Consider the following 25,283-nt stretch of genomic DNA (forward strand, 5'->3'; position numbering starts at 1 on the left):
GGACGCGCCAATGCGCGGCGGAAACCCAAACGCCGCATCGCTCGTTGTCGTTCGAAACGCTCGGCTCGAGGAGGCGCCTTTGCGCGACACGGCGGGTTGGACCGACAAGACCATAGCGGCCGGACGCGAGTCCCTCGCGGGGCGGCGGCGGGGGCTTCGCGCGCTGTTCCCCTTCGCCGGGCCGGCCGTGGTCGCGTCCGTCGCCTATATGGACCCTGGCAATTTCGCCACCAACATCGAGTCGGGCGCGCGATACGGCTATCTGCTGCTGTGGGTCGTGGTGCTCGCCAACCTCGTCGCCATGCTGTTCCAGAGCCTTTCCGCGCGGCTTGGGATCGTCACGGGAAAAAGTCTGGCCGAGCAGTGCCGCGACCATTTTCCGAAACCTGTCGTGTGGGCGATGTGGACCCTCAGCGAGATCGCCGCCATGGCCACGGATCTCGCCGAATTCCTGGGCGCGGGCATCGGTCTGTCGCTGCTGTTCGGCCTGCCGCTGATGGCCAGCCTGGGCGTGGTGGGCGTCGCCACCTATGCCGTGCTGCAATTGCAAGGCTTTGGTTTCCGCCCGATGGAGCTGGTGATCGCCGGTTTCGTCGCCGTGATCGGCGGGAGCTACTTCATTGAACTTGTCATCGCGCCGCCCGACTGGAAGGCTGTCGCATACCATTCCATAGCGCCCGCTCTGGCGGGGCCGCACAGCGTCATGCTCGCGGTCGGCATTGTCGGCGCCACGGTGATGCCGCACGCGATCTACCTGCACTCAAGCCTGACGAAAAACCGCGTGCCCGTCCACAATGACGAGGAGCGGCGGCGCGCGCTCAAATTCTCCAATGTCGAGGTGCTGGTGGCGCTGGGGCTGGCGGGGCTCGTCAACATGGCGATGACGGCGATGGCGGCGGCGGCGTTCCACCCGGAGCACGCCGACGTCGCCAGCATCGAGACCGCCTATAAAACGCTGATTCCCCTGCTGGGCGGCGCGGCGGCGGGCGTGTTCCTGACCTCGCTGCTGGCCTCGGGCTTTTCCAGCTCGGTGGTCGGGACCATCGCGGGACAGGGCATCATGCAGGATTTCGTCCACTTCACCATTCCGCTGTGGCTGCGACGGCTCGTCACCATGATCCCGGCCTTTGTGGTCGTTGGCCTCGGCGTCGACGCGACGCAGGCGCTGGTGCTGAGCCAGGTCGTGCTGAGTCTCGTCGTGCCGGTCCCGCTGATCGCGCTGATCCTGCTCACCTCGCGCCGCGACGTGATGGGGGATTTTGTCAACGGCGTTTTCGGGCGCGCGATGGCCGGACTGGCGGCCGGAATCGTCGTCGCCTTGAACCTGTTCCTGCTGGCGCAGGCGGCGGGTCTTGCCGAAGCGCCGTGAGCGCCTTGTCCTTGACCGCCCGCGCCCGCGCTTACTCCGCGAGCACATCCTCCTGCTGCTCCGCGCTGGCGAAATTGAGAAAAACCCTGCTCCTGAAGGTCACGCTCTCCAGCTTCAGCCCCGCCTTGTCCTCGGAGGCGTCGGCGCGCAGTTTCAGTTCGCCGTTCTCGATGGTCACGCCGAGCATGGCGTAGGCCGCCGACATCATCCGCGACGCTGCGCCCGTGTACCAGGACCAGCCGCCCCTGCCCTCGTAGCCCGGGCCGTCATAGACATCCGCCGGCTGCTGGTGCGGCGGCAGACCGTAAATGTCGATCTGGTCGGGCGTGGTCTTGGTCAACGGCGACAGCGCCATCCACACTTTTACGGCGCGGGAGAACAGCCGCGCCGCCTCGCCGGCGTCGCCTTCGCTGGCGGCGCGCTCGCCGAGCCGCGCCAGCGCGTCGACGAACCATGAGGAGCCATGGGTATATTGCCCGCCATTCTCGCGCACGCCGGGCGGATAATCGGCGCTGCGGCCCGGAAACGGTTTTGACGTCTCGTCATAGGGCGGGGTGACCAGCAGCACCCGGTCGCCCTTGTCGAGTTTGTCGAGCGCATGCTCCAGAGCCTGCCGGCCGCGCTCGCCCTGCGCCGCGCCCGACAGCGCCGGCCAGGCCGAGGACATCGCCCCGACCGCCAAAAACTCCTCGCCGTCGTCGCAGAAGGCGCGGACAAAACGGTTGTCGCGCCAGCAGGCGTCGAGCGCGGCGCGCAGCGCGTCGGCGCGCGCGGCATAGCTGTTTGCCAGGCTTTCCTGCTTTTCCGCGCGCAAAAGCTCGGCGAAGCGGGTGAGATTGTCGTAGAGGAAGAAGCCCATCCAGACGCTCTCGCCCCGTCCTCGGAAACCGACGAGATTCATGCCGTCGTCCCAATCGCCGGCGCCCATCAGCGGCAGCCCGTGCGCGCCGAAATGGGAGAGCGTGTGGTCGATGGCGCGGCGGCAATGGTCGAGCACCGTCGCGATCTCGGGCGCGGGCGTCGGCGAGATCACATGGCCCTCGACGCCGGAAGGCACGGGCGCGCCTTCGACGAATCCTACCTTTTCGTGCAGCACGGTGGCGTCGTCGGTCGCCGCGACATAGCGCAACGTGACATAGGGCAGCCACAGATGCGGATCGGAGGCATGGGTGCGCTCGCCGATGCCGACGCCGCCGTCAGGCGCGTTATGCCACCATTTCAGCACGTCGCCCTGCACGAATTGCTGGCTGGCGTGCAGCAGGATTTGCTTGCGCGCGATGTCCGGCGCGCGGGCGATGAAGGGCAAAACGTCCTGCAACTGGTCGCGGTAGCCGAAGGCGCCCGAGCGCTGCGCCGGGCCGGTGCGGCCCCACAGCCGCGCCGTCAGCGCCTGATAGGGCAGCCAGTCGTTGACGAGGCGGTCGAAGGCGGGAGTGTTGGTCTTGATCCGCAGCGTCGACAGCATCTCGGTCCAGAAGGCGTCGAGCTGGGTGCGCTTGTCGATCGCATAGGCCAGCGTCGCGGCGCGCTTGGCCAGCGCCCGCGCCGCGTCCAGGTCGGGCGCGGCGCCCAGCGCCACCACGATGCGCGCGGACGCGCCCGGCTCGATTTCGATGGAGCCGGCGAAACCGGCGGCCCGACGGCCGTCGTCGCCTGCGCCGCCATCGACATGGCCGTGTTCCGCCAAAAACGGAATTTTGGGATCGCGGGTCTTGCGCCCCAAAATTTTCGCGCGCGAAAAATCGCATTCGTCGGCGTCGAAGGACACGGCGGCGAACGCCCAGTCCTGGACGAAACCGTTGCCGGGATTGCGGAAGAACAGGGCGCGGCCGTCATCCGTTTCGGTCTCGACCCGGCCGATGGACTCGGGCGGGGTTTCCGCCAGCACGATTTCCGCCACCGGGGCGATGCGATAGACCTGCGGACGGTCGGTGCGGTTGGTGAGGGTCAAGACCTGCAACTGCACGGGGTCGTCGTGGACGACAAAGACTTCTTGGGTGAGGTCGAGCCTCGGGTTGGTCGCGGTGAAGGTGGCGGCGCCCAGCGTGAACACGGCGTCGTAATCCGTGTCGGCGCGGCGCAGCGGCAGCAGCGTCGCCATATGCGTCTCGCCGGTCTCGTTCTCGAACACATAGATCGCCTGCCCGGGCGGGGCGTTGCGGCCCTCGCCGATGCGGAACGGCGTGACGCTGTTGGCGCGGGCGTTGCGGAAGAACGAGAAGATTTCGCCGTCGTGGGTGACCACGGCGCCGAATCCCGCTTCATTGGCCATCACGTGGGAATAAGGACGCGGCGCGCCCGGCGCGGTGCGCAAGGATCGGCCGTCGCGCGAGAAGGCGAAGCGTTCGCCATCCGCCGTGATCGCCGGCGCCAGCACGCGTCGGCGCGCGAAGGTGGCGTCGAACGTGTCGGGAACGCGGGTGTCGAAGGCGCGGGCCAGGGCATGCGCGGCGGCGTGCTCGTCCTCCGCCCAGCCGTCGGCGAACAGGATTTCGACCACGCCGTCGGCGGGCAGATCGACCTCCACGCAAAGCGCCGCGCAGGGCTCGAAGCTGTAGAGCAGGCCTTCGTCGGCGGGATCGCGCAAAGCCAGATTTTGCGTCAGCGCGTCGGGGTCGCGGCGCTGGCCGAGACCCAAAAAGCGGGAGCGCGCGTCCTCGTAACCGGTGAGCCGCACCCCCTCCTGCTCGCGCACGGCGTGGAAGGCGATCTCGCGCGACAGGCGTTTCGAGGCGAAATCCCCGCCCTGGTTCTTCAGCAGGCGGTTGCGGGCGAAAATCGCGCCGCAGGCGCGCACGAACCACGTGCCGACATGCAGCGCGTTATAGGGCGCATCGCGGCGCTCCACGCCGCCCTCGTTCATGACGAGGTCGCGATAGCTGCAAATGCGGATTTTTCGCGCGCTGGCGCCGGCGTTGGCGAGCTTCAGCCGCGTCAGCGCCAGAACCTCGCCCTCGACCATTTCGATGCGCGTTTCGCAATGCAAACCGTAGAGTTCGCCACGCGCCTGCGCCAGCATCGGCGACGCCGCCTCCAGCGCGCCAAACCCCACCCGCGTCGGCGCGGCGGTGAGCGACCACAGGGTCTGCGACTCCCCGGATTGTTCAACGAAATAGAAGAAGGCGCCGCGCGGAAGGATAGGATCGTCCGGCATGCGCGTCATGTCGATCGGCGACCCGCGCCGGGCGGCGGTCTCGACGCGGTAATGGCCTTCGCCGCTGCCGTAGAATTCCATGGTCAGCAAGCCATTGCCGATGCTTTGCCGCGATCCCTTGGTTTTCTTCGCTGGTCGGGTCAGCAGGAAGACGACGATGCCGGCCACGACGCCGAGCGCGGCCAGGGCATAGCCAAGCGTCAGGGCCACCAGCGGCGGCATCGGGGCTTTCGCCGCCGCTTCCGCCGCGCTCCACGCCTTGTCCCATTCGGCGCCGCGCGGGATGTAGAAGGGGATGAGCAGCGGCGCCCAGGTGCCAAAACGCCTGATCGCCTCGGGAATGGCGCGCGCCTGGCCACGCGACCCCAGGAATCGCGCGCAAGCCCCGTCGGCCAAATCCCCGCCGACGAAGGAGAGATTGACCAAAGTGGCCACGCGAAGACCCATATGGTCGAACCAGATGAGCACCCGCAGCCAGTCATAGCTGAGCAGCGCGGTGAAGATCGACAGGCTCCAGTCGCGGAACTGGTTTTCGGGCTGACTCACGCTGGCCACGGTCGCGACAGCCGTGCGGACAAGCCCGTCCTGATTGTACCATTGCGGATCCGGCGCGACCTTGAGGAAGGCGTAGATGATCGGCGCCATCCACAGACCCCAACGCAGCACCACGATGGCGTTGTCGGCGAGCCCGCTCAAGCCTTCCGAGGAAAACAGCTTCTTGATCGGCGCCGTCGAGCGCGTCAGCAGCGCGGTGAGGAAGAACAGGTTGATGCTGAACAGCGGCGCGGCGAAAATCCACTGGATCACGCCCGACAGGGATTCCAGATAGAACAGGTTGACGGCGCCCATGGCGGCGCCGAGATCGGTCGCGCCCCATTTGGAGAAGAACGGCGTGATCACATAACGGTGGTCCGAAACCCCGGCGGCGACATAGTTGAGCGCCACATGCTCGCGGAAATGGCCGAGCACGACATCGAGTTGGCCCCGATCAAAATACCAGGCGATGGCGCCGCCGAGAATGCCGCCGAGCAGCACGCCCAGCGCATAAACGCGCCAATGACGCGGACGGCCGCGCATGCCGCGGCCAATGTCGGCCAAGTCGTCGTAAAGCAGCGCCGCGACATAGGACGCCGCGCCGATGGCGAAGCCGACGCCGAAGCGAACGGCCGAGTCGGATTCCGGCAGGCCGTGGGCGAAGGCGTAATACATCCCCAAGCCCGCGACCGCGCCAGCGGCGTAGTTGGGCGCCATGCGATAGGCGCTGGCGAGACGTTTGGGGAACGGCGGCGTGGCGTCGGTGGATTCCAGAATGGTGCGCCCCAGCGGGAACAGCAGCGCGCCGAGCAGGCCGGCGCCGAGCCAGGACGACGCGCGCAAAAGCTCCATCGCGCCCGGCGAGGCGACCACCGCCGCGGCGATCAGCAGCAGCGCCATGAACACGCCGCCGAACATCGCGCCTTTTCCGGCGCCGGACTTCCAGTTGGCGGTGAGGCGCGGCGCGACCGGCGGCGCCCCGTGCAAAATGTCGCCCATCACCGAGGTGACCAGATAGACTTCGGCCCACAGACCGGCCTGCGCGGCGGCGGCGGCGAGCGAGGCCAGCACGATATCGAACGGCTGCATCAGCTGCGCGACGAAGGCGGTCGAGCCGAATTGCGAGACGATCGGGGTGACCGCCGCGCCGAAGGCCGAGACGAGCAGCAGCCCATGGAGTTTCAGGTCGCGCGAGGGGCGCCGCCCCATGGCGAGCCCGGCGCCGAGCACGACAAGCTCGTTGACCGTGAACAGGGCGAGACCGCGCAAAGCCGCCAGCGCGACCGGCGCGGGAAGCGGGGTTGACGCCGCCGCCCTGTCGAACAGGGGCGAGCCCAGCGCCAGCAGCAGGTTGAACGCGATGGGCGGGATCAGCAGCGCCAGCGTGCCGGAAAGGCCGGGGCGGCGTCCCGTCTGCACAAGGGCTTTCAGCGCGGCGGCGATATAGAGCGCGATGGCGAGGCCGGCGCCGACGGGCGTCATGCGGAACAGGTCAACAAAAGTTTGCGGCGGGGCCCACAGCTTCATGTCGGGCGCGCAGGCGAGACCGAAGGCGAGCAGGACGGCCCCATCGAGCGCCAGATAGGTCAGACGCTCGCGCTGTCCCGTGACGGCGACGGCGAACCCCTGGAGCGCCGCGGCGCCGATCGCCGCCGCGATGACGGCGTTCTCGAGGCCGCCGTCAGCGACGCGGCCGAGCGCCAGCACCAGGGCGAGGGCGCTCAGCAGGCGCAAGGCGCCGGAGAGCGCGGGTAGAGGAGATACGCTCGCCGGATTCACGTTCGTCAATGTGATGCTCGCTCAAGTTGCGGGGACGGGCGCGCCGAAAGGGTGGTTTCAGCAGAAGCCTAGCTTGGATGATTAGCAGGCTGAGCGAAACATTCAACCGCGCGGACTCCGGCCGAGGCGCGCCCTGCCCCGCGTGCGCCCGGTTTTGCAGGAGATGTTTTTATGACTGGGGCCTTGCGTTCGGGCGCGATGGGGCTATAGGAACCCAGCCTCGACCCGGGCCGGCAATGGGGCCTGGGGCGAGATGTAGGAAGGGTGGCCGAGTGGTTTAAGGCAGCGGTCTTGAAAACCGCCGTGGGTGCAAGCCTACCGTGGGTTCGAATCCCACCCCTTCCGCCACTATTTTCGCTTAGCCATTTGATTAACTTGGTTATTTTCGAGGCAAGCGACCGTCACCTGTGACTGCCCGACAAAATTCCCCCAGCGCCGTTTTTATGGCGCCGCAAAATGCGGTTTCCCCTCGCGCGCACGTCGGTTTTTTGTCGCGCGTGACAAGACAGGCAAAGCAGCCCCTCCGATCTCACCGCATGGCCGAGACGCGCGCGCATGAATTCCGGACCAGTTAGGCAGGCTGCGCGCTGAGCCTCGTCCTCGAAGAGCCGCCGCGATTCGGCGCAGCGTCCCGGACGCCGTCAAAATTTCGTTGTCAATGTCGTCAGCCAAGCGTGCGAGCAGGCGACATCAGCCGTTTCCAGGCGGCCCGGTCACCAGCGCAACAGGCGTCCGCCCGCGAGCCAGCCGACACCGACGACGATCGCGGTCGCGATCATGTACCAAACCGCGAGGAACAACGGGGAATCGTCGGGGCAGTTCATGGCGTAAAGCGTCGCCGCGAGGCCGGCGGCGGCCAACGCCGCCGCCGCTCCGGCGCTGCGCCCGTTGCTGGGCGCGCCATGGCGGAGCGCCAGGAGCAGGCCGGCGAGCGGCGCCAGCGACATGGCCGGAATCGCCATCAGGCAATGAGCGGCGTTATGGCCGATCATCCGCGCCACCCAGAGGTTTGATGGCGTCGCCGCCATTTCGGCCAGGCTGGCGAGCACCACCAAGATCGGCGCGAGAACCACGGCCTTGGACGCGAGACCCGGATCGGCTCCTGGCCGCGAGAGGCGCCAGGCGAGAAAAAAGCCGCTCGCCGCCATGGTCAGACTGAAGACGAACTTGAAGAGGAAGCGCGGCTCGGACAGCGAGGCGACGAACGTGTCCCGCAGGCCCATGGTCGCGAAGAAGAACGCGGCGGAGACAGCGAAGCCCAGGCCGAGATCGACGGCGAAGGCGCGCGACATCGGCGCGCCCCTGGTTTCGTTGTCGGCCGCCAAGGCGGCGATAAGCTCCTCGGTTTTCATCGCTCGGTCGCTTTCCTGTAAAGATCGGCGAGAGATTTCAAGCCGCGATGCACGGAAACGCGCAGCGCCCCCTCGCTCACGCCCAATGTCCGCGCCGCGTCGCGCAGGCTTTCGCCCCGGATCGACACGGCCTCGATCGCCTCGCGCTGCTTCGCGCTCAGCTGGTCGAGCAGGCGCAGGGCGTCCTGGCGGTCCAATTCGCGCTCGAAGGCGTCGGCGCCGGGCGCGGCGAGGACGTTTTCGAAATCCGCGATATCCGTCTCGACACGGCGTCCGCGCCGGCGCGCCGCGTCGATCATCTTGTTGCGCGCGATGGCCGCAAGCCACGGCGTCAAAGGCTGGGTCGCGTCCCAGGTGTGGCGCTTGAGATGGAGCGCGAGCAGGGTTTCCTGCACCGCGTCCTCGACATCGCTCGCCGGCATGCCGGCGCGCGCGCAAGCCTTCATGCAGATCCGGCGCAGGAAAGGCGTGAGCGCCGTCAGCAGGCGCTTGTAAGCCACGCCGTCGCCCGCAAGCGCCGCGCGCATGTCCGCGCTCCATTCGTGATCCTGCGAAATCCAGTCCGGCATTGCGACCTCTCTTCGCGCCAGCGCTCACGATTGTTACACCGGTGCCGGCCCCGCAGGCGCGTTTTTCTCGAGCTTTTTCACGTTTCATGGGCGACGGCCCGTCGCGGCCAATCCTGCGGCGGCAGATCGTGAAGCGCCTCGACGCCAATCGTCGGCGCGTCGGCGGCGTCGCGCCCGCGACCCTCTGCCAAAGCGAGCGGCCGGGAGAGCGGGTCAATGTCCGCGCAGCATGATCCGCCGCAAGGTCGCGCCGAAGAAATTCACCGTTGTGATCAGTCCCAGCAGCACGAGGATCAACGCCGAGGCCTCGCGATATTCGAACAGATGGAAGGCGGTGACGATTTCGAGGCCAAAACCGCCGGCGCCGACAATGCCCAGCGTCGTCGCGGCGCGCAGATTGTGCTCCAGACGGTAGATCAACGCGTCGGTGAGGCGCGGCAGCGCCTGCGGCAGCAGCGCGAAGCGAAACACGCCGAGCCGTGAAGCCCCTTGCGCGCGCAAGGCGGCGCCGGGGCCGGGCTCGACATGCTCCAAAGCCTCGAAGAACAGTTTTCCCAGCATGCCCGTGGAATGAACCCCCAGCGCCAGCACGCCCGGCAGCGGGCCGAACCCGACCGCCGCGACAAAAATCACCCCCCAGATCAGGCCCGGCAACGAGCGCACCGCGCTTAAGACAAAGCGCACGGCTTCGTTGAGCCAGACCGGCGCGCCGGCGTTGCGGGCGGCGAGCGACGCCAGCGGCAGTGCTAAAAACGCGCCGAGCGCCGTGCCGGCGATTCCGGTCGCCAGGGTTTCCAGCAACGGCCGCCCCCATTCGCGCCAGCGCGAAAAATCCGGCGGAACGGATTCCTTCGCCAGTTGTGCGATGGTGGGCAAGGCGTCGGCATAGCGCGAAACATCGAGCGCGCCGGCATAGGCGAAGGCGGCGATGATCGCCGCCGTCGCCAGAGCCAAAGCCGCTTGCCGGCGCGTCTGTCGGCGTCGCCATTCACCGGCAAGCGCGTCGTAAGCGGCGGCTTCGGTCATTGCGCGGCCGGGCCTTCGCCGGGCTTCCAAGCCGTCTGGGCGCTCACCGCCTGAATCGCGGCGATCCACTGGCGCACCCGGTCCACATCGGCGTCCACGGCGGGAATGAAAGCCTCGGCGCGGAACACGCCCAGGGCCGCCGGATCCTTGATGTCAACAAAGGCTTTGCGCACCTCCTCCTTGAAGGCGGGGTCGAGGCCATCGCGGAACGTCCACATATATTCCGGGATCGGCGGCGAATCCTGCAACACGCGCACCTTGGCCGCGTCGATCTTGCCCTCCTTGATCAGCCGGTTGAACACCGGTTTTGAGAGCCCGCCAGCGGCGACTTTTCCGTTGGCGACGGCGAGCGCCACCGCGTCATGGGCGCCGAGCACGCGCAGCTTGTAATCGCGCTCCGAGACCAGCCCGTCATGCAGCAATTGCCAGCGCGGAACCCAGGTTCCCGAGGTCGAGGCGGGATCGCCGAAGGCGATTTCGCCTCCCTTGAGATCGGCCAACTTTTGCGCCTTGCTGTCGGCGGGGACGATGATGGTCGCCTGAAACGTGGGGCCGACGCCGGGATGGCTCGGCCGCGCGAAGGGCTGCAAGCCCACATGCTTGGATTGCAGGATGTAGGTGACCGGGCCGAGATAGGCGATGTCGATGCGGCCGAAGCGCAGCGCTTCCGAGGTGGCGGCGTAATTGGCGCCGACCACCACTTCCACCGGCAGTTTCAGCGTCTCCTGGAGATAGGCGCGCAGCGGCTCGTTGAGCCGCATCACCGTGGGCGCGGATTCGGTCGGCAGCAGGCCGATGACGAGTTTTTTGGGACGCGCGGGCGTTTCCTGCGCGAGCGCCGGTCCGGCGAGGGCGAAACCCAGCGCCGCGAGCGCCAGGCGGCGGGACCATTTCATCATGTCAGCATCCTTTTCTGTTGCTGGGGGGAGGCGTGAAAACCATCTGTTCCGCGGCGTCGTCGAAGGTTTCGACCGGACCATCGAACACCACGCGGCCGTCGTTGAGGGCGACGATGCGATCGGCGAGCGCGCGGGCGAGCGCGATCTGGTGCAGGACCAGCACCAGCGTGACGCCCTTTCGCACGGCCAGCGTGCGGAGGTCGTCGCCCAAGCGGCGCGCCAGCGGTGGGTCCAGCGAGGAAAACGGCTCGTCGCCGAGCAGCAGGCGCGGGGCGCGCGAAAGAGCCCGGGCGATGCCGATGCGCTGACGCTCGCCGCCGGAAAAATTTTCGACGCGCTCGAAGGCGCGGTCGAGCAGGCCGACCTCTTCCAGCGCCTTGGCCGCCGCCTCGCGCGCGAAACGGGGCCAGGGCAACAGCGACAGCGGATGGCGGGATTCGGCGAAGGCGAGCAGGACATTTTCATATGCGCTCAGGCGGCCGATCAGGGCGTGATCCTGAAAAATGGTCGCGGTGTGGGCGCGCAAGGCCGCCCAGGACTCCGCGCCGTGCAGCGGCCCCAGCTCCGTCGCGAAAACATCGCCGCTGGTGGGCTCGACCAGCCCGTTGAGGACATTGAGCAGCGTGGTCTTGCCGGCGCCGGAGGGGCCAACCACCACCGTCACCGCCCCGGCCGCGAATGAGGTGGAGACGTTTCGCAAGATGGATCGGCCGCCGCGCGCCACGCACAGGTCGTCCACGCTCAGCGCGGGCGCGGCGGCCGCGGGCGGAAATGAGGACGTCGGGACGAGATGCAGCATGGACATGAGGTCTCCACGACGGAACCGCCCAAAGTTTGGGGTTCGCCAGTTCGAGGACGGCTCATGCCGTGGTCGGTCGCGGGTCCAAAAACCCGCGACGGCGCTGAGGCCGAAGCGGCCAAGCGTGTTCATGTTAGCAGGATTGGCGCCAAGGCCGCCAGCCCGTGAAAGCGGGCGAAATCCTGTTTCAACCCTCCAAAAATGTACATTCCCGTGGAAAAGACGTTCGCGTGCGAACGGGTCCACGAGGCGGGCCAGAGCGCCCACGCGCTGCAATTTCAGGCTTTTTATCAAGGCTATCGACTCTGGCCCGGCTATTGCTGTAGTCCATTTACATATTCAGGACCGCCCATGCTCGAAACGTCTCGCCGCCCCCAAGCGCCAACACCGGCCCCGACCCAAGCGCCAACCTGGCTGCGCCCCGGAGTCGTCGTTCACGATCCCTCCGTGATCGTCGATCGGCTGATCCTCGATTTCGCCGCCGAACTGCGGGCGCGTGGTTTTGGTGTCGGCGGCTACGCGCGAAAAGGGGCGGTGGTGATCGGCGAGGCGCCGCTGTCCATCGACCTCTCGACCGGCAAGACTTTTGTTGAAACCCCGCAAGCCGCCGAAATCCATCTCGCCCGCGCGATCCGCGACGGCGCCGATCTGTTCGCCATCGGCCGCTTCCCCGGCTGCACGGATGCGGCGCGCGCCTCCAAAATGCCGGTCGGCGCCGGCGCCGGGCGCGGCCTGCCGCTGCTCACCACCATCGCCGGCGGCGCCATCCATCATTGGCACCAGTTCGTGCGCCACGAAGGCTCGATGATCGCGCCCAATCGCCGCGCGCTCTGGGAATGGTGGGGCGCCGAGCGGCTCTACGACGATCTTGCAAACGGCGTCGCCGAGGTCGAAGCCAGACGCATCGTCTGCGGTCCGCGCTGGCTGATGGTGGAGGGGCCACATGGCGCCGGCCTCGCCTATCTGCCGCGCCACCCGCGCGATCTGCTGCCGCGCCTGCCCGACCTGTCGAAACTCTCTTTGCGCGCGCTGGCAAAGCTCAGCCAGTCCTGGAATCCGCTGGAAGCGGCATTGGGCGTCGCCGCGCTCAACGCCTTCTACAACCGCGCCGATCTCGACGGCGCCAGCGGCAATGGCGTGCGCGGCTTTCGCGGCGCGCCGGGGCCGGTCGTGGTGGTCGGCGCCTTTCCCGGCGTCGATTCGATCCTGCAGAATTGCGCCATCATCGAGACGGATCCGCGGCCCGGCGAATATCCGGTCGCGGCGATGGAATCGCTGCTGCCCGGCTGCGGCGGCGCCATCGTCAATTCGTCCGCGCTCATCAACCGTGGGCTCACGCGCATCCTGCGCCTCGCGCGCCATCGCCCGGTCGCGCTGATCGGCCCCTCGACGCCGCTGACGCCGCGCCTGCACGATTACGGCCTCGCCGTGCTCGGCGGGTTTGTCGCGCGGGACATCGACGGTCTCGCCAACGCGGTGCGCGCCGGCGCCGCGCCAAAAGATTTTTCGAAATTCGGTCGCTATATTCATCTCAGTGACAAATCTTCGGCGCCTCACAAGCGCTAGAGTTTGAGAAAAGACGCGGAAAACAAGCGTCCGATGCGGCATGAGCCGTTTCCCGCAACACACGCCAGATCGCTCTGGCGAGAGGAGACAGACATGCGCCCAGAAATGCTCGTCAACACCTGCGTCGCCGCCTTGCGCCTCGAAGGCTGCGGCTCCGAGGCCATCGCCTTCCTGCTCGCGGAAAGCGCGGTGGACGCCCTGACCGCAGCGGGCTTGCGCGTGGAAAATTTCGATGGCGGAGTCGAACATCTGGTCATCGCCATGCGCGAGCGCGCCGCCGACTTGCGCGCGATGCGCGCGGCGCCAACATTGATGCTGGTGGCGAACCGGGAAAGCGCCTGACCGGAGGGAAATCCCAATGACCGATTTGACGCAAAAAATCCTGCGGCCCGCCAACCCCGAGGCGACGCGCATCTTCTTCCTCGCGCGCTCGGCGCCGCTGGCGCCGGATTTTGCGGTGGCCAGCTATCCCGGCGATGGCGGCTACCCCGCCTATTACCACCGCATTTACAACACCCTGCGCGACATCGGCTATCGCGTGACCACGTCGAACCAGTGCCGCGCGCTCTATACGGAAGCCCACGAGATCGACCTGGTGTTCTCGCTCTACAACCGCATGGCCATCGACAATCCCGAAGTTTTTGTGGCCGCGACCTGCGAGTTTTTGCACCTGCCGATGATCGGGGCCAAGCCGAACATCCGCGCGCTCGCCGAAGACAAGTGGATGACGAAGAATTTTGTGCGCTCGCTCGGCCTGCCGGTCAGCGAGGGCGCGATCTATTCGCGGCCCGAAGATCTTTTGTCGCCCCCCCCCTTCGCCGGGCCCTATTTTGTCAAGAACCGTTTTGGCGCGGCTTCCGAAGGCGTTTCGGAGGACTCGATCCAGGACGATTGGGACGGCGCGAAAATGGCGGCGGAAAAACTTTTCGCGCGGGGCATGGCGGTGCTGGTCGAACGCTATGCGCGGGGCGTGGACGTCACCCTGCCGGTGATCGGCGCCGATGAGCCTGTTATCCTCGATCTGGTGCAGCCCCGCTCCAACCGCGCCGGCGAGATCATCACCGAGGATTTGAAGCGCGACGACCCGCTGGGTTACGCGCTCTACGACGCTGGCGCGGCCTACGGCGCGTTTGCGGACGACGCGAAAAGACTCTGGGCGGCGGCGGGGCCGATCGACTACCTGCGGCTCGATTATCGCTTCGACGAGAAGACGGGTCAGCGGGTCTTTCTCGAATTCAACATCTGCTGCCACATCGGCCGCAGCGGCGCCATCTGCCTCGCCGCCGCGCAAAAAGGCCTGAGCCAGGCCGACCTGCTCGGCCATGTCGTCGAATATGCCTTGCGCCGGCATTGGCGCGCCGTGGAGACGCGCAAATGGGTGCGGTGACGTCGATCCAACTCGCCACCACGCCGCCCCCGCGCGCCTTTGGCGAGGCGCACGCGCCGCGAGCCTTCGGTGAAACCCACGCGCCGCGAGCCTTCGGTGAAACCCACACGCCGCGAGCCTTCGGTGAAACCCACACGCCGCGAGCCTTCGGTGAAACCCACACGCCGCGCGCCACGGCGCGGGGCTGGGACTTTTTGGGATCCTGTCCGGCGCCTTTGCGGATGAGGATGCGCGACGATCTCGCCGACCTGCTGCGCGAGACCCATCGCACCCGTGGCGAACGCCTCAAGGGCTGCATGCCCATGGGCCAGGGCGGGCGCACCCCGTTCGAGCGGCTGCGCCACATCCGCGACTTGGAGGATTTTCCCAAACTGCTGGCGTCCGCCGACCACGGCAACGCTTTTAATCGCGCGTTCCACGCCCGCCATGTCGAGACCGGCGCCTTTGTCGCGCCGCAACCCGCGGGCGCGGCGGCGGCCTTCGAAAACGCCGGGCTGATCGACCCGCGCGGCTGGATCGGAGTCTATGCGGTCGCCCCCTTCGTGCTGCTGGTGGATCGCGCGCGGTTGGGCGCGCGAAAAATCCCGAAAAATTGGGCCGATCTCGCCGATCCCGTCTATCGCGGCGAAATCGCGCTGTCCGGCTGGCGACCGGAAGGCGCGCCGCAATGGCGGGCCTTCAACCAGTTTTTCCTGGTCGCCGTCGCGCGCCTGCTCGGCGAAAAAGTCTTGCGCGAGGTGCTGGCCAATCTGGCGGGGCTCGCGCATTCCGCACAAATGCCTCGGCTTGCCGGTACGGCGAATTCGGTCGCCGCCATTTACGTGCTGCCGTGGGCGCTCGCGGACATGTGCCCGCGCCGCGACCGCACCGAAGTCTTGTGGCCGCGCGAGGGCGCGCTGGCCTTTCCGTTGTGGATGACGGCGCAGGCCGCCCACAGCGAACGCGTGGCGCCGCTCGCGGACTATTTCTTCTCGCCAAAAACCGCGCGGTGGCTCGATCACAATCGCTATCCCTCGCTGGCGCCGACCGGCGGCGCCACGCTGCCAGCGGACGCGCGGCTGGCCTGGCCGGGCTGGGATTTTTTTCGCGCGCGCGCGTCGGCGGCGGAGATCAAGCGGATCACGGCGCTGTTTCACGCCGCCACGGAAAAACTCGACAGGGGGCAAAGCCTATGCGCGTGATCACCGTCGCCGGCCCCCCCTCGGTCGGCAAGACCGCGCTCATTCTGAAGACGGCGAAGACGCTGCGCGAGGAGGGCCAAAGACTCGCGGTCGTCAAGTTCGACTGTCTCTCCACCGACGACGACCTGCTCTACCGCCGCGAAAAAATTCCGGTGGCGGCGGGGCTGGCCGGCTCGGTCTGCCCCGACCATTTCTTCATCGCCAACATCGACGATTGCCTGCAATGGGCCACGGAAATCGGCGCCGACCTCTTGATCGCCGAAAGCGCCGGCCTGTGCAACCGCTGCTCGCCGCATGTGCAGGGCGCGTTGGCGGTTTGCGTGGTCGACAATCTCTCGGGCGTGCATACGCCCAAAAAAATCGGGCCGATGCTGAAAATGGCCGATGTGGTGGCGATCACCAAGGGCGACATCGTCTCGCAGGCCGAGCGCGAAGTGTTCGCCCACAACGTCTGGCGCGCCAATCCGCAGGCCCAGATCGTCGCCTTCAACGGCCTCACCGGACAGGGCTCAGGCGAACTCGCGTTCCATATGCGCGCGGCGCCGGACCTGGAAACGCTGGAGGGGCGCAGGCTGCGCTTTCCCATGCCGTCCGCCATCTGCTCCTATTGCATCGGCGAGACCTGCATCGGCGAAAATCACCAGCGCGGCAACGTCCGAAAAATGCGCTTTCCCGAGGTTTTCGCATGAGCGCCCACATGATTCCTCCCGCGCTTTCCCTGCGTCTCGACGAGGCGCAACGGCTCAACCCCGCCGTCGCCGCGCTGATCGGCTCCACGCCGAAGCCCGACCTGTCGCTGGCCGGCTGGCTCGACACGCTCGACACAAGCGATTTCGACCGGCTCAAATTTTCGCGCGTCGAGCTTGAGGCGCACCTGTTGGCGCTGATCCTGGAAGCGCAGGGTTTGCGCAACCCGGTCACCCGCATTGACTCGCTGCGCATCCTTGGCGGGCGCGACAAGACCGGGCTTGCGGAAAATCTCGATCTCACCCTGCGCCCCGGCGCCATTGTCAGCGTCGTCGGCCCGACCGGCTCCGGAAAAAGCCGGCTGCTCCACGACATCGAATGCCTCGCCCAGGGCGACACGCCGTCGGGCCGGCGCATTCTGATCGACGGCGAGGTTCCCGAACCGGTGCGACGCTGGGCGGCGAGCGGCAAGCTGGTGGCGCAGCTGTCGCAAAACATGAATTTTGTCGTCGATCTCACCGTCGGCGATTTCGTCGAAATGCACGCCGAATGCCGCGCGGTGGACAATCCGGAACAGGCGGCGGCGGAAGTGATCGCCTGCGCCAACCGGCTCGCGGGCGAAAAATTTTCCGCCGCCACCTCGCTGACCCAGCTCAGCGGCGGCCAGAGCCGCGCGCTGATGATCGCCGATGTCGCGCTGCTCTCGACCTCGCCCATCGTGCTGATCGACGAGATCGAGAACGCCGGCATCAACCGGCGCCAGGCGCTCGACCTGCTGGTGGCCAGCGACAAGATCGTCCTGATGTCCACCCACGATCCCATCCTGGCGCTGCACGCCCACAAGCGGATCGTCATCGCCGCCGGCGCCGTGTCGGAGGTGATCGAGACTTCGGAGGCCGAGCGCGCCCATCTCGCGACGCTTGAGCATTTCGACCGGCGCATGAGCGAGTTGCGCGAAAAACTGCGCCACGGCGCCCGTCTCGACGCCCTGCCCCTGCCATTTGGAACCGCATCATGGACGCCCTGACGCTTCTGCTGACCCGACAGTCCGCGCATACGCTGCAAGCGCCTGGACCCGACGCCGCACAACTGGATGTCATCCTGCGCGCGGCGCTCCGCGTCCCGGATTTTCAGAACCTGAAGCCGTTCGAATTCCTGGTGGCCGAGGGCGAGGGCCGCGAGCGGCTGGGCGCGCTGATGCAGCAGGCGGCGGTGGCCTCGAACCGCCCCGAGGAAAACATCGCGCGCGCGCCGAAAATGCCGCTGCGGGCGCCGCTGGTGATCGTCGTGGTGGCGCGCGCCCGGGAGAGCAAGGTGGCGCCGTTGTTCGACCAGCAGCTTGCCGCGGGCTGCGCGGTCATGGCCATGCAGATGGCTGCCTTCGCCCAGGGTTTTGCTGGCGTGTGGCGCTCCGGCTGGCCGATGCATGACGAAAACCTGAGCCGGCTGCTTGGCCTCGGGAAACTCGACCGGATCGTCGGCTTTCTTTATCTCGGCAGCGCCACGAAACCCTACCCGCCCCTGCCGACGCCCGATCCCGCCGCCTTCACCCGCCATTTGTGAGCGGCCATGAACCTCGACATTTTACGCGAAAGCGACCGTGAGGATTGGCTGCCGCTGAGGCGCGGCTATCTCACCTTTTACAAGGCCGACCTGCCCGAGACGACGACGGCGTTGACGTTTTCGAGGCTGATCGACCCCGCGGAGAGCGCCATGGGCGCCTTCATCGCGCGCGAAAACAGCGAGGACGGCGTTGCGCTCGGGATCACGCACTGGATGGACCATCGCTCGTGCTGGACGCCGGGCGATTATTGCTACCTGCAAGACCTGTTTGTCGCGCAGACCGCGCGGTGGACAGGCGTGGCCACGGCGCTGATCGAGGCCGTGGCGGCGGCGGCCAAGAAGCGCTTTTGTTCGCGAGTGTACTGGATCACCCACGAGACCAATCTCGATGCTCAGAAGATGTATGTGCGGGTGGCGGAGAGGAGCGGGTTCATCCAGTTTGTGAAGAAATTGGGGTGACGGCGGCCTTCCACTTTGGCGAGGCTGGGCGCGTCATGTCTGGACGTGCCCGGTCCTCCAGGCCGCGGCGGAGACTCCTGCGACCGTTGGCGTTGCGGCGCCGCGTGGATGGCCAGGACCCGCGGAGGCGCTCGTCCACGACGGCCAGGTCCTCGCCGGTGAGGCGGGCGGATAGCGCGGCGGCGCGGCGAAATTTCACCTTCAGGTTGTAAATCGATCTGCGAAAACAGCGAGATTCGCGTTGAAACCGGTGAATTTCTTGAAAAATCGGCGTCAAATCGTGCGATTTTTGCGCGTACAACCAAACGGTTGTGTACGATATCCGGTGGGCGGGCGAAAATTGGCGTTGGGTGCGGGCCTCGGCTCGGTCTTTGATTTTACTGAAAAATCAGTGACTTGGGTTATTGGACCTTGTTCCGATGGTTTCACGTGAAACAAAACGTGAACACTATCTTGTGTATCGCGCATTTTCACTTTTGCGCGCGACGTGAACGCGCCGTCAAAACGCGTATTGTTCCGCCAGTTCCTCTCCCGTCCGGCGGGCGATGGCGCGGCGCATCCACAGCGGTTGCACGCCCGAGATCATCGACTGCACCTGAGCAATGACATCGTCGACGGCGCGATGCCGCGCCGACTTCACAGGAAACACCTTGAGTTGGTGCACGCGCACGGCGGCGAGATCGGAAAGGCCCATGGTGAACAGGATCGACACGCCTTCCAGCGCGTTGACGCGCTCGGTGAGCGGGTCGTGTCCCGTGCCGTCGTCGTTCTCCATGTCGTCCATCACACAGCGTCCGCCATTGGCATCGCGGCCGCCGCCAGCCGCCTTGCCCTTGGCGCGGCGGGCGAATTGTAACGCGTCGATGAATTCGGAATCGTCCGCCGAGACGTCGTAAACGACGAAATTCTTGGCCGCGACGAATGGCGCGTCGAGGTCGGTCAGGCTGTCGGTGGTGATGGCGATGCGCAGATGTTGGCCTTCCATGATGGGCTCCTCGATGCTCGTAAGGCGACCAACCGTCATTGCGAGCGAAGCGAAGCAATCCATCCTGCGGCTTGCACGAACCGTGGATGGCTTCGTCGCCTTCGGCTCCTCGCAATGACGGTTACGTCATCGGCTGGTTGATGCTGGGTTTCAGGCGTCCGAATTTTTTCCGGAACGCCGCCGGCAGAGACATGGGGTCTTTCTTCGCGCGCGCCTCCCACTTGGGCAGGTCGGCGACGGCGATCTTGCCGTCCTTCAGCGCCTCCACGGGAATGATGTGCAGCACGTCGTGCAGCACCGCGAAAAAATCGATGGCGTAGCGGGCGCTGTCGCGATAGGGCGCGGGGATATCGATCTGGACGAAATCGCCCTCGAACGTCGTCTTGGGATTGTCGCAGTCGAAGCGGAAGTGGCGGTTGAACGGGCCCTTGCGCTGGAACTGGTAGAGCGTGCGGCCCTCGTCGGAATAGCGCCTGATGTCGCCGCCAAGATCAAAGAACATTTCCGAAAACACCCAGCCGACATAGCTTTCCGGATAGACGCTGTCGCGCGCGGAAAACCAGTAGGCGACCATGGTCTCGATCAGGTCGAGGCCGGCGGCGGTGATGTCGAAATAATAGACCTCCTTGCCGATCACGCCGCCCATGCAGATCACGCCATTGCGCATCTCGACCTGTCCGTGCGGATGAAACGCGATCAGCCGGAGGATGCGGGTGACGCGGTGCAATTGCAGCGCAACCTTTTCGACCATGGTCGTCTTGGGCAGGTCTTTCGCCCGCGCCCAGGAGGTGAGCGGCAGCTCGGTCGGATAGAGGCCGGCAAGCGTCGCCTCGAACACGACGGCCGCCCGGGCCAAAGCCGCGATGCGCTCCAGCGGAGCCTCTTCCGGGAGCGGCGGTTCGTCAAAGGTTAGGATGCGCGGCTTTGTGTAGAGTTCGATCTGGCGGTGTTCCGGCAGCCTCACCTTGTTCGACCAGCCGAAGTCCGGATTGGCGAAGAGTTTTGATGTGAATCCCATGGTGAAGCCTCTCGGTGAAGCGCTCGATCGGTTCCCTCTCCCCGCACAGGGCGTCCGCAAGGACGCCCGTCTGACGACGGGCTATGCGGGGAGAGGGAGCGGCGCGACGGTTGGAACGGCGACGCGCCGCTGGTTGGCGCACAGGCTCGGAGGGTGAGCGCCTGTGCGCAAAAAAACCTCACCAGGTGTTGAGGAGCCACTCGCGATCGCGGGTGTATTCCATGTGCGTGAACATGGCGTTGGCGATCTGCTCGCCGAGCAGCATGGCGCCGCGATAGCCCATGGTCGGGTGGCGGTAGAGTCCCGCGCGATCGAAGGTCGGGAAGCCGACGCGCGCCATGGGAATGTTGGCGTCGATGGCGACGTAACGCCCCTTGGAATGGCCGAGGATCAGGTCGTATTTCTTCGATCCGTCCTTGACGCGCTTTTCCAGCTCCCAAAGGTCGGCGTTGCAGACAACCTCCATGTCATAGGGAACCTTCTCCTTCATGGCGAGGAGGCGCGGGTCCTTCTTGTAGCGGGTGTTGTCGTCGCCGAGCAGCAGCAGGGTCGGCTCCAGTTCGACCTCGGTGCAGAAGTCGGCGAGGCCAATGACGAGATCGGGATGACCGAAGATCGCGACCTTCTTGTTGGCGAAGAACATGTGCGCGAGGTCCTGCAGCGCGTCGATGGCGACGCCGCGCTCGTGGACCAGCGAATCCGGGATCGGCTTGCCGGTGATCTCGGAGATTTTTTGCAGCATCGCATCGGTGTTGGCGATGCCATAGGGGGCCGCAATCTGATGGCCGGGCACGCCATGGGTGTTCTTCAGGAAGTCCACCGTGGACGCGGCTTCATAGCGGGCGAGCGACAGCGAGGCCAGCGCGCCGGTGGAGGCCTTGATGTCCTCGACCGTGGTGCGGCCGTGGGTGTGGATCGACTTGTCGGGCAGCATGGGCGAGTCGAAATCCTCGGTGTCCATGAAGATGTCGCCCTGGACGCCGAACTCTTTCAGATAGTGCTTGAGCAGCACGACGTCGCCAGGGTTGACCCAGCCCGGGAAGATGTTGAGCTTACCCGTCGCCGGGGCCTTTTCCTTGGCGATCGCCTTCCAGGTGGAGAGCACGCATTCGGAATAGCCGCCGACCTGGCTCGACTTGAAGCTCGGGGTGTGCACCGCGAACACGTTGACTTCGCGTCCGGGGAATTCCTTGGCGATCTGATCGAGCGCGTATTTGATGTTGCCCTCGACGTCGTCGCCGATGACTTCCGTGGAGCAGGTGGTGATCACCGGGATGATGCGCAGCTGCGGATAGCGGCGCACCAGCGTCAGAATGCCTTCCTGGATGCGCATGTGGCCGCCGAACACGGCGGAATCCTCATGCAGCGAGGTCGAGGCGACGTCGAAATTTTCCTTGAAATGCTGGGCGAACAGCAAGCGGACGAACATGCTGCAACCCTGGCCGCCATGGACCAGCGGGATGGAGTCTTTCAGGCCGATGCCGGCATATTGTGCGCCAGCGGGCTGGCAATCGTACATGGGGTTGATGACGCCTGCGCGTTCGCGCGTCGTGATTTCGCAGCCCATCGGGGCGCTCCTTTCTGAATGGTGAGGGCCGCCGCTCATGCGGCGGCCCGTGAGATCGATCTCAATAGAGCGAGTGGTTCAACTCGTGATTGAGCGACTTGGTGATGGTGTACTCGCGCAGCATGGACTTCAGGCCGTCGAGAATTTCCGTGATCTTGGTCGGCTCCAGCTGTTCGATCCACGGGAAGTTTTCGCGGAAATCCTTCACCATCTCCTTGGCGTCGGCGTAGAACAGGCGCTCCATCGGCGTATGCTTCTTGATGACGCGACCGTGGAACATGTCGTTGGCGGCGTTGACGATGCCTTCGATGTTTTCCTCGCGGTCCCACGACCGGGAGAAGAACTGCCAGAGGTAGCGCACCTGGCAATAATCGAAGAGTTCCTTGACCTGTTGCTCGCTCATTCCGCAGCCTCCTTGAGAGCAGCCTTGTTGCCGCCGCGAATGTCGGTCGCGGCAAGTTTCAGAAGCGGATTGGCCTTGGCGTTGTACATGTCGCGCGCGAGGTTCACGAAGCCCTCGAAACCCATGTACGGACCGTTGTGGTAGCCGTGGCCATTGACATAGGGGATGTGCAGTTTCTTCACGAGTTCGCCGACGCGCGGGCCGGTGAAGATGACTTCCGGCTTGACGAGGTCGATGATCTCGAAGAATTCCAGCTCGTTGCCGTCATCGATGTAGTAGGTGCCGGCGCCGCCGCGCGCGATGACTTTTTCGACGTCTTCCTGGTGGCCAAATTTGGAGGACATGGCCACGACCTGCACGCCGAGGTCGTCTTCCACCGACTTGGTCCAGTGCCACAGGCGCGGGCCGCCGGTCCAGATCGCCATCTTGGTGCCCTGGAGACGCTCCTTGTACCAGTCGAGCTGCGGCTTCCACTTGGCGTATTCCTCGGCGATCAGCTTCTCGCCACGTTCCTCAATGCCGAAGAACGAGCAGATCTTTCTGATGCCTTCCGCCATATACGAAAAGCCCCAGCTGTCGATGTCGAGGCGGGGAATGCCGTACTGTTTCTTCAGCTCGTTGGCGATGTAGCCGGAGGAACGCGCACAGTTGACGACGTTGAGCTGCGCCTTGTGCATGGCGCGCAGGTCGTCATAGGTGCCGTTGCCGGTGAAGTGGGCGACGACCTGAATCCCAAGGCGCTTCCAGTATTGGTCGAGCAACTGCGTGTCGCCCTGGATATTGAAATCGCCGATGAAATTCATCGTATATTCGGAGGTGATCTCCGGCTCGACCGTGCCAACCTTTTCGTTGATCCAGTTGATGTTGAGGACGTGATGGCCCTTCGACTGGGACACGCCGGCGAAGCCGGGGCATTCGCAGCAGAAGATGTCGACGTCGGGACGCTCCTGCATCACCTTCTTGGCAACAGCCTTGATGTCATCACCGATCAGCGCGGTCGGGCATGTCGTGTAAACGAACATGCGCTTGATGTCGGGCATTTCGTCGAAGGCTTCGTTGATCGACTTTTCCAGGCGCTTCTCGCCGCCGAAGACGATGTGGCTTTCCTTCATGTCGGTCGACCAGACGTACTTCATGTTGAAGTGGCCGTTGTCGGTCGGATAGCGCTTGGTATGCCAGGTGTCATAGGCGCAGCCGATGGGCCCATGGATCATCTGGATGGTGTCCTTCAACACGCCGCCGATGACGAGCTTGGCGCCGCAGAAGGCGCAGCCGCGTTCAGACAGCGTGCCGGGAATGGTGGCGGCGTTGGAGATGGGAAGGAAGTCGCGCTGGTCCTCGCCTTCCACCTTGAGATAAATGTGCTTCGAACGTTCCGGAATGTCCTTGTCGCATTCCAGCAAAACCATAGGCATGAGTCGTCCTCCTCACGAATGTGAGTTGCAAAAGTCGCTCTCGCGGATACCGGCGGCGGAAAGGCAAAAGCGACTGGCTCCGGCGCCGTTGCGAATGAGGATCGCAGGAAGCGTGCCAAGTTACATTCACTTTATTCCACTTACATATTGAATAGCGCCAAACGGGCGCTATTCCCTGATTTTCAGCGGAATCTTTTTTCATCGCCGCTCAGGCTCGCCGAAGCGCATCGTGCATAAAAGTTCGCCCATGTAACAAGAGCGTTCCGGCGTCCAATTTCGTGCCCGGACCGGTTTGCACGCGAACGTGCGAAAATTTGCCCTTCTGTACGCGATACTGAATTTCGTGGCCAAAACGTCAGTCATATTGAGCAGAATTTACTTGGCACGGCTGTTGCAGTGACTTGATGCGAGCAAACGCCGGGGACGCGCCATGCTGGATGAAGTGCTGGAAAAGACGATTGACGCCACCGCCGCCAAGACAGACGCCGGTCTGCGTCTGCGCGTCGCCGTCGCCACCCGCGATGGCGAAAAAGTCGATCTGCATCTCGGCCACGCCGAGGTGTTCTCTGTCTATGACGTCGACGAGAACGGCGTGCGCCCTGTGGCGGCGCGCGCGATCGCGGAACACGCCCTCGATGAAGAGGAAGACACACGCGCCACCATCTATCGCATGATCGCGGATTGCCAGGCGCTGCTGGTCGCCAAGGTTGGCGCCGCGCCGCAGGAGGCGTTGAGCAAAATCGGAATCGAGGCGACCAATTTTTATGCCGGCAAGGGCGTCGATGAGGCCCTGCGCGAGCTGTTCGAGGCCAAGAAGGCCGCGGCCGCGGACACGTCCATCGACGCGAGCGAATTCGCGCTGCTGCACACCATGCTGCGCGTGACCGATCTCGACCGCTCCATCGCCTTCTACACCGAAAAACTCGGCATGACGCTGCTGGAGCGCCGCGAGCACAAGAAGAACCAGTTCTCGCAAGCCTACCTTGGGTACGGCGCGGGCTTCAACGGCATGACCATCGAGCTTGTCCAAAACTGGCAGCGCGAGGAGCCTTATGTCGCCGGCGACGCCTTCGGCCACATCGCCATTCGAGTGAAAAACATCGCGCGTCTTTGCGACAGTCTGGCGGCTCAGGGCGTGCAAACGCCACGCCCTCCGCGCGCACAAAGACACGGCGAGAGCATCGTCGCCTTCATCGTCGATCCCGATGGCTACCGGATCGAACTGGTTCAAGCGCCGGCGCCCTAAGCGGCGGCCGAAGCTTAAGAAATTCGGTTTCCGCGCGATCGCCTGAGCGAAGCGCGAAAACGGATCACGCGCGGGTCCGGTCACGGGGTGGACACGCGCGACAACAAAATATGACCGCCCTAACGGACGGCCATATCAACCCCGCAAACCAGGAGCGAAAAATGTCTCTTCGCCAAATCGCCTTCTACGGCAAGGGTGGCATCGGCAAGTCCACCACCTCGCAGAACACCCTCGGCGCCCTCGCCGAAATGGGCCAGAAAATCCTGATCGTCGGCTGCGATCCCAAGGCCGACTCCACCCGCCTGATCCTGCACGCCAAGGCCCA

22 protein-coding genes and 1 tRNA gene are annotated in these 25,283 nt (G+C 65.4%); 12 read left to right on the forward strand and 11 right to left on the reverse strand.

The features are described from left to right. Positions 1–79: 79 nt before the first annotated feature. Positions 80–1,369, forward strand: coding sequence for an Nramp family divalent metal transporter (locus GJ654_RS08600; protein ID WP_246664664.1), 1,290 nt, complete (start codon positions 80–82; stop codon positions 1,367–1,369). Positions 1,370–1,400: 31 nt separating this feature from the next. On the opposite strand, the gene GJ654_RS08605 is transcribed toward GJ654_RS08600, so the two are convergent. Next, on the reverse strand, positions 1,401–6,836 hold the full coding sequence (locus GJ654_RS08605; RefSeq protein WP_264586151.1) for a GH36-type glycosyl hydrolase domain-containing protein: 5,436 nt from the start codon (positions 6,834–6,836) through the stop codon (positions 1,401–1,403). Between the two features lie 258 nt (positions 6,837–7,094). Here GJ654_RS08605 and GJ654_RS08610 point away from each other — a divergent pair. After that, positions 7,095–7,184, forward strand: a tRNA-Ser gene (locus GJ654_RS08610). A 365-nt stretch (positions 7,185–7,549) separates the two neighbouring features. Here GJ654_RS08610 and GJ654_RS08615 read toward each other — a convergent pair. From GJ654_RS08615 to GJ654_RS08635, 5 genes are all read right to left on the reverse strand, one after another. Next, entirely contained in the window at positions 7,550–8,188 is a 639-nt protein-coding gene (locus GJ654_RS08615) for an NrsF family protein (protein WP_155445740.1), read from the reverse strand. Beyond that, on the reverse strand, positions 8,185–8,757 hold the full coding sequence (locus GJ654_RS08620) for a sigma-70 family RNA polymerase sigma factor (RefSeq protein WP_155445741.1): 573 nt from the start codon (positions 8,755–8,757) through the stop codon (positions 8,185–8,187). Before GJ654_RS08620 ends, GJ654_RS08615 begins: the two co-directional genes overlap by 4 nt. Before the next feature lie 213 nt (positions 8,758–8,970). Continuing rightward, positions 8,971–9,783, reverse strand: coding sequence for a phosphonate ABC transporter, permease protein PhnE (phnE, locus tag GJ654_RS08625; RefSeq protein WP_155445742.1), 813 nt, complete (start codon positions 9,781–9,783; stop codon positions 8,971–8,973). Further along, the gene (gene phnD / locus GJ654_RS08630; protein ID WP_155445743.1) at positions 9,780–10,682 is read right to left on the reverse strand and encodes a phosphate/phosphite/phosphonate ABC transporter substrate-binding protein; all 903 of its coding nucleotides are present in this window, start codon (positions 10,680–10,682) and stop codon (positions 9,780–9,782) included. Before phnD ends, phnE begins: the two co-directional genes overlap by 4 nt. 1 nt (position 10,683) lies before the next feature. Then, positions 10,684–11,487, reverse strand: coding sequence for a phosphonate ABC transporter ATP-binding protein (locus tag GJ654_RS08635; RefSeq protein ID WP_210350814.1), 804 nt, complete (start codon positions 11,485–11,487; stop codon positions 10,684–10,686). 345 nt (positions 11,488–11,832) lie between these two features. Between GJ654_RS08635 and GJ654_RS08640 the strand changes: the two genes are divergently transcribed. The 8 genes from GJ654_RS08640 (at position 11,833) to GJ654_RS08675 (ending at position 18,324) form a co-directional block, all read left to right on the forward strand. Then, positions 11,833–13,047 (forward strand): Rossmann-like domain-containing protein, encoded by a 1,215-nt coding sequence (locus GJ654_RS08640; RefSeq protein ID WP_196305476.1) that lies wholly within the window; start codon positions 11,833–11,835, stop codon positions 13,045–13,047. Positions 13,048–13,140: 93 nt separating this feature from the next. After that, on the forward strand, positions 13,141–13,389 hold the full coding sequence (locus GJ654_RS08645) for a hypothetical protein (protein ID WP_155445745.1): 249 nt from the start codon (positions 13,141–13,143) through the stop codon (positions 13,387–13,389). Positions 13,390–13,405: 16 nt separating this feature from the next. After that, positions 13,406–14,434, forward strand: coding sequence for a hypothetical protein (locus GJ654_RS08650; protein WP_155445746.1), 1,029 nt, complete (start codon positions 13,406–13,408; stop codon positions 14,432–14,434). Continuing rightward, complete coding sequence (locus tag GJ654_RS08655) at positions 14,422–15,615, forward strand: ABC transporter substrate-binding protein (RefSeq protein ID WP_155445747.1); 1,194 nt, start codon at positions 14,422–14,424, stop codon at positions 15,613–15,615. The genes GJ654_RS08650 and GJ654_RS08655 overlap by 13 nt, the downstream gene beginning before the upstream one ends. Further along, positions 15,606–16,304, forward strand: a complete 699-nt coding sequence (locus GJ654_RS08660; RefSeq protein WP_155445748.1) for a GTP-binding protein — start codon at positions 15,606–15,608, stop codon at positions 16,302–16,304. Before GJ654_RS08655 ends, GJ654_RS08660 begins: the two co-directional genes overlap by 10 nt. After that, on the forward strand, positions 16,301–17,329 hold the full coding sequence (locus GJ654_RS08665) for an ATP-binding cassette domain-containing protein (protein ID WP_246664665.1): 1,029 nt from the start codon (positions 16,301–16,303) through the stop codon (positions 17,327–17,329). Before GJ654_RS08660 ends, GJ654_RS08665 begins: the two co-directional genes overlap by 4 nt. Beyond that, positions 17,317–17,865 (forward strand): NAD(P)H nitroreductase, encoded by a 549-nt coding sequence (locus GJ654_RS08670; protein ID WP_155445749.1) that lies wholly within the window; start codon positions 17,317–17,319, stop codon positions 17,863–17,865. Before GJ654_RS08665 ends, GJ654_RS08670 begins: the two co-directional genes overlap by 13 nt. Before the next feature lie 6 nt (positions 17,866–17,871). Next, entirely contained in the window at positions 17,872–18,324 is a 453-nt protein-coding gene (locus GJ654_RS08675; RefSeq protein ID WP_155445750.1) for a GNAT family N-acetyltransferase, read from the forward strand. Between the two features lie 499 nt (positions 18,325–18,823). Here the strand turns inward: GJ654_RS08675 and GJ654_RS08680 are convergent, their stop codons facing one another. The 5 genes from GJ654_RS08680 to vnfD all read right to left on the reverse strand — a co-directional run bounded on the left by GJ654_RS08680 (position 18,824) and on the right by vnfD (position 23,712). Continuing rightward, positions 18,824–19,309 (reverse strand): NifB/NifX family molybdenum-iron cluster-binding protein, encoded by a 486-nt coding sequence (locus GJ654_RS08680; protein ID WP_155445751.1) that lies wholly within the window; start codon positions 19,307–19,309, stop codon positions 18,824–18,826. 121 nt (positions 19,310–19,430) lie between these two features. Next, the gene (locus GJ654_RS08685; RefSeq protein ID WP_155445752.1) at positions 19,431–20,327 is read right to left on the reverse strand and encodes a hypothetical protein; all 897 of its coding nucleotides are present in this window, start codon (positions 20,325–20,327) and stop codon (positions 19,431–19,433) included. A 178-nt stretch (positions 20,328–20,505) separates the two neighbouring features. Next, positions 20,506–21,894, reverse strand: coding sequence for a nitrogenase component 1 (locus GJ654_RS08690; RefSeq protein WP_155445753.1), 1,389 nt, complete (start codon positions 21,892–21,894; stop codon positions 20,506–20,508). A gap of 61 nt (positions 21,895–21,955) precedes the next feature. Then, the gene (vnfG, locus tag GJ654_RS08695; protein ID WP_155445754.1) at positions 21,956–22,297 is read right to left on the reverse strand and encodes a V-containing nitrogenase subunit delta; all 342 of its coding nucleotides are present in this window, start codon (positions 22,295–22,297) and stop codon (positions 21,956–21,958) included. After that, on the reverse strand, positions 22,294–23,712 hold the full coding sequence (gene vnfD, locus GJ654_RS08700; RefSeq protein WP_155445755.1) for a nitrogenase vanadium-iron protein, alpha chain: 1,419 nt from the start codon (positions 23,710–23,712) through the stop codon (positions 22,294–22,296). The genes vnfG and vnfD overlap by 4 nt, the downstream gene beginning before the upstream one ends. A gap of 430 nt (positions 23,713–24,142) precedes the next feature. Between vnfD and gloA the strand changes: the two genes are divergently transcribed. Then, a complete protein-coding gene (gene gloA / locus GJ654_RS08705) occupies positions 24,143–24,958 on the forward strand; it encodes a lactoylglutathione lyase (RefSeq protein ID WP_155445756.1) in 816 nt (271 codons plus the stop codon). 161 nt (positions 24,959–25,119) lie between these two features. Next, positions 25,120–25,283 (forward strand): AAA family ATPase (locus tag GJ654_RS08710; RefSeq protein ID WP_155445757.1); only part of this gene is annotated, 164 nt, incomplete at its 3' end.

It is taken from the genome of Rhodoblastus acidophilus (assembly GCF_009720655.1).
Lineage (GTDB): Bacteria > Pseudomonadota > Alphaproteobacteria > Rhizobiales > Beijerinckiaceae > Rhodoblastus > Rhodoblastus acidophilus_A.